14 protein-coding genes are annotated in these 15,979 nt (G+C 63.9%); 7 read left to right on the forward strand and 7 right to left on the reverse strand.

The annotated features are described in order from the left end of the window. Window positions 1-50 precede the first annotated feature (50 nt). Window positions 51-1,625: an MDR family MFS transporter gene (locus V1279_RS09265; RefSeq protein WP_334446281.1), complete on the forward strand. Its 1,575-nt coding sequence runs from the start codon at window positions 51-53 to the stop codon at window positions 1,623-1,625. Window positions 1,626-1,635: 10 nt separating this feature from the next. Here V1279_RS09265 and V1279_RS09270 read toward each other — a convergent pair whose 3' ends face one another. The 5 genes from V1279_RS09270 to V1279_RS09290 all read right to left on the reverse strand — a co-directional run bounded on the left by V1279_RS09270 (window position 1,636) and on the right by V1279_RS09290 (window position 8,418). Then, window positions 1,636-2,883, reverse strand: coding sequence for an adenylate/guanylate cyclase domain-containing protein (locus V1279_RS09270; RefSeq protein WP_334434566.1), 1,248 nt, complete (start codon window positions 2,881-2,883; stop codon window positions 1,636-1,638). Continuing rightward, window positions 2,880-3,269, reverse strand: a complete 390-nt coding sequence (locus tag V1279_RS09275; protein ID WP_334434568.1) for a response regulator — start codon at window positions 3,267-3,269, stop codon at window positions 2,880-2,882. The genes V1279_RS09270 and V1279_RS09275 overlap by 4 nt, the downstream gene beginning before the upstream one ends. A 2-nt stretch (window positions 3,270-3,271) precedes the next feature. Continuing rightward, window positions 3,272-6,382 (reverse strand): GAF domain-containing protein, encoded by a 3,111-nt coding sequence (locus tag V1279_RS09280; RefSeq protein ID WP_334434570.1) that lies wholly within the window; start codon window positions 6,380-6,382, stop codon window positions 3,272-3,274. 71 nt (window positions 6,383-6,453) lie between these two features. Continuing rightward, complete coding sequence (locus V1279_RS09285; protein WP_334434572.1) at window positions 6,454-6,681, reverse strand: hypothetical protein; 228 nt, start codon at window positions 6,679-6,681, stop codon at window positions 6,454-6,456. 102 nt (window positions 6,682-6,783) lie between these two features. Then, on the reverse strand, window positions 6,784-8,418 hold the full coding sequence (locus V1279_RS09290; protein WP_334434574.1) for a thiamine pyrophosphate-requiring protein: 1,635 nt from the start codon (window positions 8,416-8,418) through the stop codon (window positions 6,784-6,786). 343 nt (window positions 8,419-8,761) lie between these two features. Here V1279_RS09290 and V1279_RS09295 point away from each other — a divergent pair, with 343 nt between their 5' ends. Then, window positions 8,762-8,926: a Flp family type IVb pilin gene (locus tag V1279_RS09295; RefSeq protein ID WP_334434576.1), complete on the forward strand. Its 165-nt coding sequence runs from the start codon at window positions 8,762-8,764 to the stop codon at window positions 8,924-8,926. 104 nt (window positions 8,927-9,030) lie between these two features. On the opposite strand, the gene V1279_RS09300 is transcribed toward V1279_RS09295, so the two are convergent. Continuing rightward, on the reverse strand, window positions 9,031-9,267 hold the full coding sequence (locus tag V1279_RS09300; RefSeq protein WP_334434578.1) for a hypothetical protein: 237 nt from the start codon (window positions 9,265-9,267) through the stop codon (window positions 9,031-9,033). A 36-nt stretch (window positions 9,268-9,303) separates the two neighbouring features. Then, window positions 9,304-10,281: a non-homologous end joining protein Ku gene (gene ku / locus V1279_RS09305; RefSeq protein WP_334434580.1), complete on the reverse strand. Its 978-nt coding sequence runs from the start codon at window positions 10,279-10,281 to the stop codon at window positions 9,304-9,306. A gap of 263 nt (window positions 10,282-10,544) precedes the next feature. On the opposite strand from ku, the gene V1279_RS09310 reads away from it, so the two are divergent. The 5 genes from V1279_RS09310 to ccmI all read left to right on the forward strand — a co-directional run bounded on the left by V1279_RS09310 (window position 10,545) and on the right by ccmI (window position 15,957). After that, window positions 10,545-10,697, forward strand: coding sequence for a hypothetical protein (locus V1279_RS09310; protein WP_247785450.1), 153 nt, complete (start codon window positions 10,545-10,547; stop codon window positions 10,695-10,697). Window positions 10,698-10,978: 281 nt separating this feature from the next. Next, window positions 10,979-11,650, forward strand: coding sequence for a response regulator transcription factor (locus tag V1279_RS09315; RefSeq protein WP_247520805.1), 672 nt, complete (start codon window positions 10,979-10,981; stop codon window positions 11,648-11,650). 98 nt (window positions 11,651-11,748) lie between these two features. Then, window positions 11,749-13,122 carry a sensor histidine kinase gene (locus V1279_RS09320; RefSeq protein ID WP_334434585.1) on the forward strand — a complete coding sequence of 458 codons (1,374 nt, stop codon included), beginning with the start codon at window positions 11,749-11,751 and terminating at the stop codon, window positions 13,120-13,122. Window positions 13,123-13,284: 162 nt separating this feature from the next. Next, window positions 13,285-14,691, forward strand: a complete 1,407-nt coding sequence (locus V1279_RS09325; protein ID WP_334434587.1) for a hypothetical protein — start codon at window positions 13,285-13,287, stop codon at window positions 14,689-14,691. A gap of 162 nt (window positions 14,692-14,853) precedes the next feature. After that, entirely contained in the window at window positions 14,854-15,957 is a 1,104-nt protein-coding gene (gene ccmI / locus V1279_RS09330) for a c-type cytochrome biogenesis protein CcmI (RefSeq protein ID WP_334434589.1), read from the forward strand. Window positions 15,958-15,979 lie beyond the last annotated feature (22 nt).

Raw genomic sequence — 15,979 nt, forward strand, 5'->3', positions numbered from 1 at the left:
GCGATTCCAGCTCGGCGGCTTTGGCCGCGCAGAACAATATTACGTCCGACATGAACAAGCACCAACGGCAGGGCCGTGAACCTGCCGACCAAGCGACATTGCCTGACGATATTGGCGAAGAGCTCTCGCACATCACGACGGAGGTCATCGATGTCAGCGATGCGCCGCCGCTCGCGCCACCTGCGCCGCTGAGCCCCGACGAGGTCCGCACCATCCTGATGAGCCTGTTGCTGACGATGTTCCTGGCCGCGCTCGACCAGACCATCGTGGCGACGGCGCTGCCGACCATCGGCCGCCAGTTCAACGACGTCAGCAACCTGTCCTGGGTCATCACGGCCTATCTTTTGGCCTCGACCGCGGTCGCGCCGGTGTTCGGCACGCTGAGCGACATCTACGGCCGCCGCGTCATGATCACCGTTTCGCTTGTCCTGTTCACGGTCGGCTCGATCCTCTGCGCGGTGGCGCCGAACATGCCGGTATTGATCGTCGCGCGCGGCCTGCAGGGGCTCGGTGGCGGCGGCATCATGCCGGTCGTTCAGACCGTGATTTCGGACGTGGTCTCACCGCGCGAGCGCGGCAGGTATCAGGCCTATTTCAGCGGCGTCTGGATGGCCGCCGGCTTGATGGGTCCCGTGCTCGGCGGCGTGTTCGCCGAGCACCTGCACTGGTCGATGATTTTCTGGATTAACGTGCCGCTCGCTGTCGGCGCGCTGTTTCTGCTGTTGCCCAAGATGGGCAAGATCCCGGTGTTCCATCGCCGGCGCAAGGTCGACTGGCTCGGCGGCGTGCTGTTGATGGCGTCTGCGGTTGTCGTCATGCTGGTGCTGAGCTGGGGCGGCAACCGTTATGCATGGCTGTCGCCTGCGATCATGGCGATGATCGGTGCGTCGGTCGCGCTGGCGTTCGCCTTCATCTGGCACGCGCGCAATGCCGACGAAGCGTTCCTGCCGCTGCCCTTGATGGGCGGAACGGTGGTGCCTTACGCTATGGTGGCCGGCGGCTGCGCGCTGGGCGCCATCACCGGGCTGACCGTGCATCTTCCGCTGTATTACGAGGTTGTCTATCATTTGACCGCGAGCGAAGCGGGGCTTGCGCTGATCCCACTCGCTGCGATTTCCACCTGTGGTGCCGCGATCGCCGGACGGACCATGGCGCGCGCCAAACACTACAAGCGCGTGGCGATCGCGGGCACGTCGGCGGCGGCGATCTTCGGTGCGGTGCTGACCGTGACGACGCTGCCGCTGTGGGGCTTGCTGATCGTGCTGTCGCTGTTCGCGCTCGGGTTAGGCACGACATTCCCGGTCAGCGTGGTTTCGCTGCAGAACTCGGTGGCGCGCGCGCAGATCGGCACCGTGACGGGCGCGATGAATTTCTTCCGCTCGCTGATGTCGTCGTTTACGGTCGCCGCCTTCAGCGCGATCCTCCTGATGGCGCTGGGCGCGGGCATCTCGCTCGGCGAACACCGCGGCCCTGCAAACGCGATTCCGGTCGCCGACATGATCACCGCGTTCCACTATGTGTTCGGCGCCGCCACCGCGCTGCTGGCCTGTGCGGCGCTTTGCATCATCGCGATGGAGGAACGGCCGCTCGCCGGCCCACCGACTCCGGCCGAGATGGCGGAGTAGGGCTGCTTGGCTATTCAAGCTGCATACGGACACCCTTCGCGCCGTTGAGCAGCCGCTTTAGGTGAAAGTTGGCCAGAGGATCCTCGGCGTGCGAGCCGACAAGTGCAGCAAAGGCCGGCATTGCATTGCCATCACCGGCCTCAAGCTTGGCGAAAGCTTCGCCATACTGCGATGTCGCCGGCGCCCCGAAACTCGCTGCCGATAAGGGCTCGTAAGCGCGCAATGGTTCGCGGCGCCCACGCAGCACGAGATCGCCGACCGGTCGGCCCCTGAAATTCTCCACCGCGTTTGCAATTGTCGCGCTGACGCAGATCCGGGTGCCGAGAAACTTGTTCGCCGCTTCAAGCCTAGCCGCCGTGTTGATGGTGTCGCCGTAAGCAGTGTAGTCAAAGAAGCGGCCGCCCCCGAAATTGCCGACCAGTGCAGGACCGGCGTGAACGCCGATGCGAGTGGCGCCGAAACTCACGCCTCTCGCCTTCCACCGTTCGCGAAACGCCTCCCCCCATGCGTCGAGCTCTCGCGCACAGGCGACTGCGCGCGTTGCATAGTCGGGCTGGTCGCTGGGCGCATTGAACAGTACCTCGATCGCATCGCCGATCACCTTTGCCACGGTCCCCTCGTGCGCGAAGACGACGTCGGTCATTCCGGCCACATATTCGTTGAGCAGTTCCCCAAGGAGTTCGGGCGCGACAGTCTCCACGAGCGAGGTGAAGCCGGTTATGTCGGTGAAGATGACCGCAACGTCGCGCCAGGTCACCTCCGTGCTGTCGCCCACGCTTGCCGCAAGCCGCTTGGCGAGTTCGGGCGAGAAATAGCGGGAGAGCGAAGCATGGGCGCGCTCGGCTTCCGCCTGACGGCGACGTGCCTCGCGCAGCACTTCGATGTGCCGCAGGGTCTTGTCGATCGTCGCTTCGAGATCGGCGAAATCGATCGGCTTGGTCAGGAAGTCGAATGCGCCGCGATTCATCGCGGTGCGGATGTTGCTCATGTCGCCGTAAGCCGACACGATAATGGTAGATTTCTTGTCCTCGGATTCCTGCAGCTTGGCGAGCAGCGACAAGCCGTCCATTCGTGGCATGTTGATGTCGGCGACCACCAAGTCGACGTGCGGATGCTCTTCTAGCGACTGCAACGCCTCGAGCCCGTCACGCGCAAACATGAAGCTGACCAAACCCTCGCGAACCTGACGTCGGAATTTCTGAAGGACCAACGCCTCCAGATCCGGCTCATCATCGACCACGAGGATTGTTGCGGTCATGCGGCTTGCTCGAGCCGGGCATCGATCTTCTGACGTAGCGTCACGAAGTCGATCGGTTTGGTCAGAAGGTCAGTTGCGCCGTTCTCGAGTGCCTTGCGCTTGGTGTCGGCATCGCCATAGGCCGTGATCATGATGACCGGCACCTCGGGCCGCATTTCCTTGATCTTCGGCAGCATTTCCAGCCCCGTCATGCCGGGCATGTTGATGTCGGACAGGACCAGGATTAGCGAATGCTCGATGGTCGAGCCGATGCGCGCCAGCGCATCCGGCGCGGAACTGGCGAAGTCCATGACGAAACGCTGCGCGCGCAGGTCGCGGCGGAATTGCTGGCGGAACAACGCTTCCACGTCGGGCTCATCATCCACAACCAGAACCAGAACACTCACGGCTATCCTCTAGATTCTGCAAAATTGCTTGTTCGCGGCAACACGATGCGGAATTCGGTGAAATGGCCTTGTTCAGTATCCACGTCAATTGTGCCGCCATGTTGTTTCACGATGATTTCGTGGCTCATCGATAGTCCCAACCCGGTCCCTTCACCGGCCGGCTTGGTGGTGAAGAAGGGGTTGAACATCTTCTCCCTCACCTCGGGCGGAATGCCGGTGCCGTTGTCGCGGATGCGGATTTCGACGGCATCGCCGAGGTTTCTGGTGCTGGCCCGCAATGTCGGTTCGAAACCGGCGTCGCCGTTCTCCTTCCGGCGCTTGGTGACGGCATAAAATCCGTTCGAGACCAGGTTGAGGAACACGCGGGTAATCTCCTGCGGCAACACGTCGATCTGGCCCGCGGCGGGATCGAAGTCGCGCTCCAGCGTTACATTGAAGCCCGGCTTCTCGGCGCGGGCGCCGTGATAGGCGAGGTTGAGGCTCTCATCCACCAGTGCGTTGATGTCGGACAGCCGGTGCTCGCCGCCCCCCTCGCGCGAATGCAAGAGCATGTTCTTGACGATGGAATCAGCGCGCTTGCCGTGCTGCACGACTCTATCAAGGTTGTCCCTCAAAAGCCCCGTCAGCTCATCGACTTCCGCGCGGACTTTTTCGGCGATCTCGGCCGGCTTGAGGACATCGTTCAGCTCCTCGGTCAATTCGGCTGAGAGGGCGGCGAAATTGTTGACGAAGTTGAGCGGATTCTTGATCTCGTGGGCGATTCCCGCAGTGAGCTGGCCGAGCGAGGCGAGTTTTTCGGTTTGCACCAAACGGTCCTGCGCGGTTCGGAGGTCGTCGAGGGAGGCGGCCAGCTCCTTGGTGCGAGCCTGAACCTCGTCGAACAGCCGAACATTGCCGATCGCGATCACGGCTTGGTCGGCGAAGGTCTGCAGCAGCGCGATCTGCTTGTCGTTGAACGGATGCACTTCGGTGCGCCGAAGCAGGATTGTGCCGATGCTTTCGTTCTCGCGCAGCAGCGGCACACACAATATACTGCGGATGCCGCCGCTTCGCGACAGCTCCCGCGCCACCGGAAACTCGGCGCCTTCTTCAGAAAACACGTCGTGGACATGGATCGGCATCTTGTCGATAACCGACCGACCGGCGACGTAATTCCGGCTGATGACGCCCTGCTCGTCAAATACCACGGGTATCGGGCCGTGATGCGCCCCGTACCGGAGGCGGTCGCCGTCTTTCAGGAACACGACAGCATCGTTGGCTTCGCAAAGCTCGCAGGCACTTTCGACAATGGCGTCGAGCACCGGCCCGACATCGGTTGGTGAGGACGCGATGACCTTGAGAATGTTGCTGCTGCCGGTCTGGTAGGTGAGGGCCTCCGAGAGCTCCCGCGTACGCTGTTGCACCTCTTCGAACAGGCGGACATTGCCGATCGCGATTACGGCCTGGTCGGCGAAGGTCTGAAGGAGATTCACCTGCTTGTCGCTGAAGGGTGTCGGTTCCAGGCGACGCAGTGCGAGCGCGCCGATGGCCTCTCCCTCCCGCAAGAGAGGTACGCTGAGCGTGCAGCGGTGACCCTGTTCGCGCGACTGCCGCTGCCCTTCGGGAAATTCGGCTGCCTCCGGCGCCTGGAAATCGGACACTTGCACCGGCACACGGTCGACGACCGAACGACCCGTTACCCAGTCACGATTGATCGGGCGGGCCTTCTGGCCCGTCGGAATGGGTCCGTGATGCGCGCTGAAATGCAAGTCGTTGCCGATCTTCAGCAGGACGTTGGCATCGTACGCGTCGCAGAACTTGCAGGCACTCTCAACAATCGCCTGCAGCGCCGGTCTGACCTCGGTCGGCGATGAGGCGATCACCTTGAGCACCTCCGCGGTGGCGGTCTGTTGCTGCAGCGCTTCGCTCAGGTCGTCGGTCCGCTGCTGCACCTCGTTGAACAGCCCAACATTCTTGATCGCGATTACCGCCTGGTCGGCGAACATCTGCAGCAAGCGGGTATGTTGTTCGCCGAACGGGCCGGGCGCGACGCGGGTGACGGTGATGATGCCGATCGCCGCGCCGTCATTCATCAGCGGCGCGAAAAGCATGCTGCGGTAGCCGCGGGCGCGCGCGATGTCGCGCGCCGCCGGTTCGAGATCGGTATCGGGCAGTTCCACCGGCGCACCGTCGCGCGTCAGCTGGTAGGGCGGAAACTCGGCGAGCGGGACCGGGAACGAGGATTGCAGCACGGCATCGCCCTTCGCGTCGGTCGGCGTGAAGGCAGCCAGATGAATCCTGCCGTCGCTGTAGCGGAACACAGCGGCCGAGAAGCCGCCAATCAGGCGGTTGGCGCTGTGCGCGATCGCGTCGAACACCGGCTGCACGTCGGAGGGCGAGGAGGCGATCACCTTCAAGATATCGGCGGTGGCGGTCTGCCGTTCCAGCGCTTCCTTTGTCTCGTTGAACAGCCGCGTGTTCTCGATCGCGATCACGGCCTGGTCGGCGAACGTCTGCAGCAACTGGACGTGATGCGGCGCAAAGGCGCCAGGCTCGGCGCGGGTGACGCTGATGATGCCAACCGGCGTACCCTGGTTCATCAGCGGGGTGAACAGCACACTGCGAAAGCCGCGCAGCCGCCCCAATTCCTTGTTCGCGGGGGGCACGTCATCGGCCTCGGTGTCCGGGAACTGGATCGTTTCCCCGTTGCGGACCAGCATGAATGTGGGGAATTCGGCCAGAGGGCGGGGGAACGACGATTGCAGCGCTTCGTCGGCTTTGGGATTCGTCGGCGTGTAGGCCACAAGATGCAGTTCGTCGCCGATGAAGCGCAACACCGTGGTCGAGAAGGCGCCGAGCAGTGTCTTGGCGCTCGACGCGATCGCCTCGAACACCGGCTGCACGTCCGAGGGCGATCTGGCGATGACCTTCAGGATATCGGCAGTAGCGCCCTGCCACTCTCGCGCCAGCGCCAGTTCGCGCCGCAGGTTCGCATTCTCGATCTCAAGTTCGACTTGGCGCGCCTTCGCCTCGTCGCGCTCGGCGCGGGTAGATTCGAGGCGCGACTCCATCTCGGCTATGGCTGACACCAGCTCATCGATCGCGACAGACATGTCCTCGGGAAACGTCGCCATTCCAATAATCCATGCCCGAAGCGCGGGCAGGGCCAAACAGGCCGCCTCGCCCCGGTTCCAGTCGGATTATTTCATCCCGGAAGCGTTAGAGCCAGCACCACGGCCGTCTTGAGGCAGCCTTTCTGCGTTGAAAAGCCAGCGGCAGGGTGTCCGCTGATGCCAGCGCCCCGCTCACGTCCGCTTGATTGCGTGAGGAAGCGCGTGATTGCGCGGCCGAGCCCGGCGCTTTCCAGTGGCTCGGCGAGCGAGGCCTTCGCGGCTGCGACAAGGCTGTCAGGCGCATGGCCCTTGCGCGCCATCCGTGGATACGATCCGTGGAGTTCGCGGTTTTGGGGACTGAGAAGCCCGGTTTCTATGATGGTAACGCGTGACATTCGCGACTGGATTGCTTGCGTTGAGTCTCAGGTCCCCGGCCGCGAGACCTCGGTCTCCTTGCTGGTGATGAACTCCAGCAGCACCGGGACGCCTTCCTTGGTTTTCTGGATACCGCGCTGGATGGCGGGGATGATGTCTTCCGGCTTGGTCACCCGCTCGCCATAGCCGCCGAAGGCGCGCGCCATCGCCGCATAGTCGCCGGAAATATCGGTCGAGCGGTATTTCTCGGTCGAGATCGGCATCACCTTCAATTCGATCGCCATCGAAAAATTGTTCAACAGGATCGACATGATCGGGATGCGCTCGCGCACCGCGGTCTCGAAATCCATGCCGGTGAAGCCGATCGCGGCATCACCCCAGACGTTGATGCAGAGCTTGTCGGGCTTTGCCAGCTTGGCGCCCATCGCGAGCCCAAGGCCGTAGCCGAGCTGCGTAGTCTTGCCCCAGCCGATATAAGAGAGCGGTTCGACCGATTTCCAGAACGGCGAAAGCTGGTCGCGCGGGCTGCCGGCATCGTGGGTGATGATGGTGTCGTTGATGTCGACGGTGTGCTGCAGATCCCACAGCACGCGGTAGGGGTTCAGCGGCGCGTCGTTATGCGTCAGCTTCGGCATCCATTTCGCCAGCCATTCCTTGTGGGAAGCCGCGATCTCGGCTGCGACCGCCGTCGCGTCGCGATCCGTCGTGACGGTCTTGCCGATCTCTTCCAATAGCGCGTCGAGTACGAGCCCGGCGTCACCGACCAGGCCGATCCTGGCCTCGACATCCTTGTTGAGATGGTTGGGGTCGAGCGTCGAATGGATGATGGTCTTGCCCTTCGGCATGGCGATGCCGAATGATGTCTCGGTGAAGGAGCAGCCGATGCCGAAGATCACGTCGGCTTCGCCCAGAAATTTCGGCACCGCGCGCGGCACGGCGAGGCCACCCGATCCCAGCGACAGCGGATGTGTCTCCGGAAAGGACGATTTGCCGCCCAGGCTGGTCGTGACGGGGATGGCGAGGCGCTCGGCCAGCCGCCTGAGCTGCGGCCAGGCCTTGGCGTAGTGCACGCCTTGGCCGGCGTAGATCACCGGGCGCTTCGCCGCGACGAGGAGGGCGGCTGCTTCCTTCACATGCACGGGATCCGCGCCGTAGCGCGTGCGCAGCACCGGCGTGTAGTTCAGCGGTTCCGGCACTTCCTCGTTCCACATGTCGGCGGGGATCTCGACGATCACCGGCCCGCCGCGGCCGTTCTTCAACTTGGTGAACGCGCGCCGGAAGATGTTGCAGACCTCGGCGGCGATATTGATCGGCTCGGACGATTTCGAGAACGCCTTCATCGCCTGGCTGGAATTGAAGTTCGGGTCGATATTGGCAAGCCTGCGCGCATAGCCCATCGGCAGTACCAGCACGGGCACCGACTCGCCGTAACATTGCGCCACGCCGCCCATCGCGTTCTCGGCGCCGGGCCCATGCTGCATGCAGAACGCACCGATCGATTGCCCTGAGGTGACGCGCGAGATCGCGTCCGCCATGTGAATGCCGATGCGTTCCTGGCGCACCATCACCGGGCGGATGTCGGCATTGGCGGCATATTCAATGAGATGATTGACCGGATAGCCGCAGAGGATTTCGATTCCCTCCCGCTTCATGATTTCCGCAATGGCGGCGCCGAGCTTCATGACGGTCTCTCCCCCTGGATGGCAGGCCGGTTCGGTCCGGCCGATTTGCGACAGTTGGAGCAGGATTTTACCGCGCGGTAAAGCGTGCGCGGCACGTGGGTGCGGAAGTGCTGATATGCATTTTGCGGCCTCACTCCGCAAGACGCCGATCGGGCGACGATGGACGGGCGGCGCGCCAATCGAGGGTAAATTTTCCGTACCGTATGATTCTGGCGCGCGCGGATTCTTCGTCCGCCTTAATCGATCGTTCATTCTGTTCGTCAAGGCCTCTTCAACCGTTCCCGCCTAGAGTTTAACGAGTATGGCGCGGGAGAATTCCGGGGAGCGTCGGCAGGAGTTTGTCATGCGTCGATTACTGGCACGATTTGTCGATGATGAATGCGGAGCTACCGCCATCGAATATTGCCTCATTGCGGCCGGCCTCAGCATCGTGATCGTCACCGCCGTCAACGGCATCGGCAGCGTGCTCAACACGAAATTCACCGACGTCGGCACCAAGATCAAGTAGCGGCAAGGCCGCGCAGGCATCATGCTAGAGCTGCTATTTGGGTTAACTACGGCGGGCTGGACTTTGGCAGCGGGGACGGGGACGGCGGCGGCGATTGAAGCCGGCTAGCCTTCCTTCCCGTCCGCATTGAGCGCCCGCATCATCGCGATCCGCGCGAACATCAGCCAGCCACCGCCGGTCTCGGCCGCATTGATCAGATTCTCGATCGCAGTCTGCCAGTGCGCCTCGTGCTGAACTTTTTCCGGCAGTGCCATGACGTAGTCGGCGGCCTGCTGCAGCGTCACGAGCTTGCCTGCGCCGCGAAGTGGTATCGGGTCATCAAACGGGGTTGACCAGGGCATCGCGCGCTAGATGATGCCATCGCGCTCCTTGCCCAATCATCCAGCCTTCTTGGTGCGGGCGGCGGTGCGTACCGGTTTCTCTGCCTTCTTCGGCGCTTCCTTAACCGTTTCCTTGGCCGTCTCCTTTGCGGCGCGTTTGCCGCTGCCGCTGATCGGCAACAGCATCTCGCGCTGGCCGGCGGCGGCCTTCTTCGGCTTCTTGCCCTTGGTTTTCTCGGCGGCAGGGGCGGCCTGCTTTTCGCTGGCGAGGCTGCGCTTGAGCGCATCCATCAGGTTGATGACATTGCCGGTACTCTTCGGCGCCGCCTTTGCCTTGGTGCTTAGCCCGTTGCGCTTCTGATTGATCAGGTCGATCAGCGCCTGCTCGTAACGATCCTCGAACTGCTCGGGCTCGAACGATCCGGACTTCTGCTCGACGATATGCCTTGCCAGATCAAGCATATCCTTGGTGATCTTCACATCCTGGATATCCTCGAAATATTCCGTCTCGCTGCGCACCTCGTAGGGGTAGCGCAGCAGCGTTCCCATCAGGCCCTTGTCGAGCGGCTCCAGCGCGATGATGTGCTCGCGGTTGGTCAGCACCACGCGTCCGATTGCGACCTTGTCCATGCTGCGGATGGTTTCGCGGATCACCGCGAATGCGTCGTGGCCGACCTTGCCGTCCGGCACGAGGTAATAGGGCCGGATCAAATAGCGGCCGTCGATATCGGATTTCGGGACGAATTCGTCGATCTCGATGGTGCGGGTCGATTCCAGCGCGATGTCGTCGAGCTCGTCCTTCGACACTTCGATATAGGTGTCGGTGTCGATCTTGTAGCCCTTCATGATGTCGTCGTTGGCGACTTCCTCGCCGGTCTCGGCGTCGACCTTGGCGTATTTGATGCGGTGGCCGGTCTTGCGGTTGATCTGGTTGAACGAGACCTTCTCGGTATCCGACGTCGCCGGATAGAGGGCGACCGGACAGGTCACGAGCGAAAGACGCAGAAAACCCTTCCAGTTGGCGCGGGGGGCCATGGGGATACTCCGAAGGACGCAACAGACGGCCGGTAACAATACCATCGGATCACCGGCTCTCAAACACGGCGGAGCCGGGAATCGCGCAACGGCGTTAACCGTCGAACGGCCCAGTTCTGCCGGCCGGCCTGCGACCTTTTGGACGCTGCCCGCCGCGCGGCACGGCCCGAACGGTCGGAACATCACTTCCGATCATGCGTTGCTTTAACCGGCGGTGTCGAAGCATTCGCTGGCATTACAGGCACTTACTCGAAGAGGTCCCCATGGCAACGCAGCGACATGGCCAGATCGTCGAGACCCCCACCGAGGCGCGCCAGGCCGAACCCGGCCCGTCGGTGCTCGCGCTCCTGACGGTTTCGACCGGTCTCGCGATTCTGATCCTGGGCATCATCTGGTTCGTATTTTTCCGCACGTGAGCGACCGACCAGGCGGTGCGATCGGACCCCCTGCGGCTGGGAGCGTCCTGCCTTTCCGGAAGTTGTCGACGCAAGCGGCCTGATGGGCCGCTTCCTGACAGGCCCCCCTTGGGGCAGTTAATTGGCCGTGCTAGGCGTTCGGCCTGCGGCCATGCCCCGGCCGCGGAAAGCCTTATGACGAAAAAGTAACATTGCGCCGTACCCCTCGTTCATGGCCCGTTCACGCCGGTGGGCCTCATCTTGAGACCTGATATTGTAGGGCTCACTTTTTGGAGGCCAGCTTGCGCCTGCTTGTCGTTGAGGACGATCCGGATCTCAACCGTCAGCTTACGACGGCTTTGACGGATGCCGGTTATGTGGTCGATCGCGCGTTCGACGGTGAGGAGGGGCATTTCCTCGGTGACAGCGAACCTTATGACGCCGTCGTGCTCGACATCGGGCTGCCCAAGATGGACGGCATCTCGGTCCTGGAGGCGTGGCGCCGCGGCGGCCGCGCCATGCCGGTCTTGATCCTCACCGCACGCGACCGCTGGAGCGACAAGGTGCAGGGTTTTGACGCCGGCGCCGACGACTATGTCGCCAAGCCGTTCCACCTGGAAGAAGTGCTAGCGCGAATTCGCGCGCTGTTGCGCCGTTCCGCCGGCCACGCCCAGTCCGAACTGACCTGCGGCCCGGTCTCGCTCGATACCCGCACCGGCCGCGTCAGCGTCTCCGGCAACCCGATCAAGATGACCTCGCACGAGTACCGGCTGCTGGCCTACCTGATGCATCACACCGGGCGCGTGGTGTCGCGCACCGAACTGGTCGAGCATCTCTACGACCAGGACTTCGACCGCGACTCCAACACCATCGAAGTATTCGTCGGCCGCATCCGCAAGAAGCTCGACGTCGACATCATCCAGACGGTGCGCGGGCTCGGCTATCTGCTGACGCCGCCATCGCCCGGCACCTGATGAGCCTTGCTCTTTTATTCGAGCATGATCTTATCCGAAGGCCAGTCTCCATCCGCAGGATTGGAGCCTGGGGATATGCTTTTCGGGATCTTGCTCTGATGCGCGGAAGTTCGCTCGCCACGCGGTTGTTCCTGTCGGCGACCGCGTGGGTGGTCGTGATCCTGGTCATAACAGGCGTGATCCTGTCGTCGGTCTATCGGAACGCGACCGAGCGCGCCTTCGACCGCCGCCTCAACCTCTATCTCCGCACCCTGATCGCCGAAGTCGCGACCCCGGATGAGCCGCCCGACCACCAGTTCCAGTCGCTCGGCGAGCCGCTGTTCGAATTGCCGCTGTCCGGCTGGTACTGGCAGGTCGTTCGCACCGACGAGAAGGCCGAGACGCGGGCGTCGCGTTCGTTGTGGGACAAGAAGCTGCCAAAGCTGGAGGATTTCGGCGCGGAGTTGACCCCCGCCGGGATCCGTCTCGGGTATGTCGATGGGCCCGAGGGTCAGGATCTTCGGATCGTCGAGCGGCCGGTCGATCTCGGCGTCGACGGCAAATTTCTGGTCAGCGTGGCCGGCGACGCCAGCGAGATTTTCGACGAAATTCGCGCGTTCGACTATTATCTCGGCGGCACCTTCACGGCGCTCGGCATCGTGCTGCTCCTGACCACGATTTTCCAGGTCCGCTTCGGCCTGGCGCCGCTCAAGCGCATTTCGGAATCGATCGCCGCCATCCGCTCCGGCCGCGCCGAACGGCTGGAAGGCGAGTTTCCCGTCGAGATCGCACCGCTGGCGCGCGAGACCAACGCGCTGATCGACGCCAACCGCGAGATCGTCGAGCGCGCGCGCACCCATGTCGGCAATCTTGCCCATGCCATCAAGACGCCGCTCTCCGTCATCGTCAACGAAGCCGCGGCTCACGCAGTAAATCCCTTTGCCAGCAAGGTGTTGGAGCAGGCCGATGTGATGCGGGATCAGGTTGCCCATCACCTCGAGCGCGCGCGCATCGCCGCGCGCGTCACCATCGTCGGTACCGTCACCGAGGTCGCGCCCGCCATCGAGGCGTTGCGGCGGACCATGGAAAAGATCCATCGGGATCGCGACATCACGATCGCGGCGAAGGCCGATCCCTTGGCCAAGTTCCGCGGCGAGCGCCAGGACCTCGAGGAGATGGCCGGCAATCTGGTCGACAATGCCTGCAAATGGGCGGCCTCGCAGGTCTTCATCGAGGTGAGGGTCGAGCCGCCGCCGGAGCCCCGTGCCGGACCGCGGCTCCGGATCATCGTCGATGACGATGGCCGCGGATTGTCAGCCGCCGAGCGCGCGCAGGTGTCCCGGCGCGGCCAACGGCTGGACGAGTCCAAGCCGGGGTCCGGGCTCGGGCTTTCGATCGTGGTCGATCTCGCCGCCCTCTATGGCGGCAGCCTTGCCCTCGGCGACGCCCCGATCGGCGGGTTGCGGGCGGAATTGGTGCTGCCGGGGGTCTGAACGCCTCGCCCGGCTGATTACCTGGGGTTGAGGGAGCGGTATCCGGCAATGCCAGGGGTTGATTTCGTTATTCCTAAACGACTTCTTAACGCGCACACTTCTAAGATTGGCGGTGGGCGCGCTTTGCCGTCCACATGACACACGCATATCCACACCAGGCGAATGAGCCAGACATCGACCGAGCGGCTGAGGGACTATCTCGCCCAGCTCCCGCCCCAATCGCAGGCGCTGCTGATGCGGGAGTTCGAGCGCGCCATTGAGCGCGGGGAGGACATAGCCGTCGCCAATTTCGTGCTCGAGCAACTTCGCAAGGTCGTGCGCGGAACCGAGGAAGACGACGAGGCGCGTCCGCGGACCGACGATCCGGCGCGCCTGTTGTATGGTCCGCTCGAGCCTTTTCTCGTCGAGAGCAATTTTCCCGTCAGGGCCGGGCAGATCCGGCGTGCATCGCTGCTGCCGGTCTGGCAATGGCTGGGGCGCGACGGGGCGCCAGAGGCCGCGCGCGCATTCGAAACCGCGCTCGCCGAGATCAGGCAGAGCGGCAGCAATGCCGGCCTCGAAGGCGCGACCCGCAAGTTCCAGCTCGCCGCAGCCGATGCGATCATCAAGATCGCCACACCGATCCCGGGCGACGACAGGCAGCGGACGCTCGCCCGTATCGGCCCGCCCAATGTCGTCGAGGACCTGTTGTCGATCGGAGGCGTGCTGCGGGCGCGCGAGACGCTGGATACGCTCGGCAGCCGGATGCCGAGCCAGATGCGGGCATTTTCGGAATCCCAGATAGCCTCGGTGGGTTCGGCGCTCAACGTTCCCTCGTTGCAGACGCCGCAATTGCTGCCGTTCGCGCTGTCGCTGATCATGCAGCGGCTGGCGCAGCCGTGGCAGATCATCCGCCTCGCGATCAAGATGGCGGCGTCCGACGACGAGATTCGCGTGGCCGCGACGCCCTACGGCATCGCCGTCACGATCGCGCTGCACGATCTGTCGTTCCTCACGGCCTGCCTGCGCACGGACATCAGGCGCAGCCACTTCGACAATGTCGGCGAGCAACTGAAAATCCTGCACGATGGCGTGCGTGGGCTGCGCACCGAGCTCGATCTGCGCAACGATTCCGCGTGGGGCCGCCAGCTCACGTCGATCCGCGCCGATATTTCCAATTCGCTGCAGTCGGAAATCGAGAGCGTGCCCGGCCGGGTCCGCCGCATCCTGCGCCAGCGCGCCGACAAGGATATCGCCTCCGCGCCCAAGATCGACGCCTCGGAAGTCGAAGAGATCGCCGCTCTGATCGACTTTGTGGCGGTGTGCCGCACCTATGCCAGCGAACTCGCCATCAACGAGGTGACCTTGCGGACCTATTCCGACCTGCAGCATTACGTCGAGCGATCCACCGAGAGCCTGGTGCAGGCGCTGCGCGGCGGCGACACCAAGGGGCGCGCCTACCGCCAGATGCAGGCTCAGGCGGCGATCCGCTTCTGCGAAATCCTGTTCGGGCAAGACTATGCGTCGCTGATGAGGCGGGCGGCCGAAAATGCCGTGACCGGCGAGCGCAAAACGACCAGGGCGAGTTGAGCTGGCCGTTCCATCGAATCCCCCGCCGGCCTGGCCGTCTGGGCGCCTCGGTCCGGGTGGTTTTTCTGCCGCAATTGTCAATTGCCGGGCTTGCCGCCGGTGGTGTAAAGCGGCGTATCGGCGCTCGCCTGGACGCGCCGTTCCGCCCCCGGGAACCGCTTGATGACGTTGTGGTTTGTGTTCGCGCTGATGACGGTCGCGGCGATCTTTGCCGTGCTCTGGCCGTTGAGCCGCGGCTCCTCTGCATCGGCCGGCGGCAGTGAGGCCGTGGTCTACAGGGATCAGCTCGCCGAGATCGATCGCGACGTCGCTGCGGGTCTGATCGGTGTGTCCGAGGCCGAGGCCGCGCGTGTCGAAATCGGCCGCCGCCTGCTCGCTGCCGCGGACGGCCAGCGCGACCTGCCGGCGCGGTCGAACCTCAGCCTGCGCCGCGCTTCCGCGATCGTGGCGCTGGTGGGGTTGCCGATCGCGGCGGTGACGTTCTACCTCGCGCTCGGCTCGCCGCGTCTTGGTGATTTTCCGCTGGCCTCACGCACGCGCACGGCGGATGTCAACCAGCCGCTCGACAACATGGTGGCGCAGGTCGAGGCGCACCTCGAAAAAAATCCGTCCGACGGCCGCGGCTGGACCGTGCTGGCGCCGGTGCTGGCGCGTCTCGGCCGTTACGGTGATGCGGTCCGGGCCTACCGTAACGTCATCACCTATGCCGGTGACAGCGCGGAGCGTCGCTCTGATCTCGGCGAGGCGCTAGCGATCGTGGCGGGCGGTGTCGTCACGGCGGAGGCCAAGGTCGAATTCGAACGCGCGGTGGCGCAGAACGCCAATGAGCCCAGGGCGAATTATTACCTCGGGCTCGCCGCCGAACAGGATGGCCGCCAGGCCGATGCCGCCGCGATCTGGCGCGGCATGCTCGCCAAGGCGCCGGCCGACGCGCCATGGCGGTCGCTGATCGAGGCGGCGCTGGCGAGGGTCGGCGATCCTGCCGCGCCGGCGCTGTCCAACGATGCGATGGCCGCGGCCAAGGACATGAACGAGGCCGACCGCGGCGCCATGATCCGCGGCATGGTCGATCGGCTCGCAACCCGGCTGAAGCAGAACGGCGACGATGTCGAGGGATGGTTGCGGCTGATGCGGGCCTATATGGTGATGGGTGAACGCGACAGGGCGGCGAGCGCGCTGACTGAGGCGCGGCAGGCGGTCGCCAACGATACCGAGCGCTTGCGCCAGCTCAATGAGGGCGTGAAGAATCTCGGGCTTGGTGGGTGAGGCATGATGCCGGAACCCAAAG

The organism is Bradyrhizobium sp. AZCC 1610, assembly GCF_036924515.1.
Taxonomy (GTDB): domain Bacteria; phylum Pseudomonadota; class Alphaproteobacteria; order Rhizobiales; family Xanthobacteraceae; genus Bradyrhizobium.

Excerpts from the sequence above, each read along its gene's own strand:
- V1279_RS09265 (WP_334446281.1), top strand. The coding sequence starts at position 51 with ATGAACAAGCACCAACGGCAGGGCCGTGAACCTGCCGACCAAGCGACA.
- V1279_RS09270 (WP_334434566.1), bottom strand. The coding sequence starts at position 2,883 with ATGACCGCAACAATCCTCGTGGTCGATGATGAGCCGGATCTGGAGGCG.
- V1279_RS09280 (WP_334434570.1), bottom strand. The coding sequence starts at position 6,382 with ATGGCGACGTTTCCCGAGGACATGTCTGTCGCGATCGATGAGCTGGTG.
- V1279_RS09285 (WP_334434572.1), bottom strand. The coding sequence starts at position 6,681 with ATGGCGCGCAAGGGCCATGCGCCTGACAGCCTTGTCGCAGCCGCGAAG.
- V1279_RS09290 (WP_334434574.1), bottom strand. The coding sequence starts at position 8,418 with ATGAAGCTCGGCGCCGCCATTGCGGAAATCATGAAGCGGGAGGGAATC.
- V1279_RS09295 (WP_334434576.1), top strand. The coding sequence starts at position 8,762 with ATGCGTCGATTACTGGCACGATTTGTCGATGATGAATGCGGAGCTACC.
- V1279_RS09300 (WP_334434578.1), bottom strand. The coding sequence starts at position 9,267 with ATGCCCTGGTCAACCCCGTTTGATGACCCGATACCACTTCGCGGCGCA.
- ku (WP_334434580.1), bottom strand. The coding sequence starts at position 10,281 with ATGGCCCCCCGCGCCAACTGGAAGGGTTTTCTGCGTCTTTCGCTCGTG.
- V1279_RS09310 (WP_247785450.1), top strand. The coding sequence starts at position 10,545 with ATGGCAACGCAGCGACATGGCCAGATCGTCGAGACCCCCACCGAGGCG.
- V1279_RS09320 (WP_334434585.1), top strand. The coding sequence starts at position 11,749 with ATGCGCGGAAGTTCGCTCGCCACGCGGTTGTTCCTGTCGGCGACCGCG.
- V1279_RS09325 (WP_334434587.1), top strand. The coding sequence starts at position 13,285 with ATGAGCCAGACATCGACCGAGCGGCTGAGGGACTATCTCGCCCAGCTC.
- ccmI (WP_334434589.1), top strand. The coding sequence starts at position 14,854 with ATGACGTTGTGGTTTGTGTTCGCGCTGATGACGGTCGCGGCGATCTTT.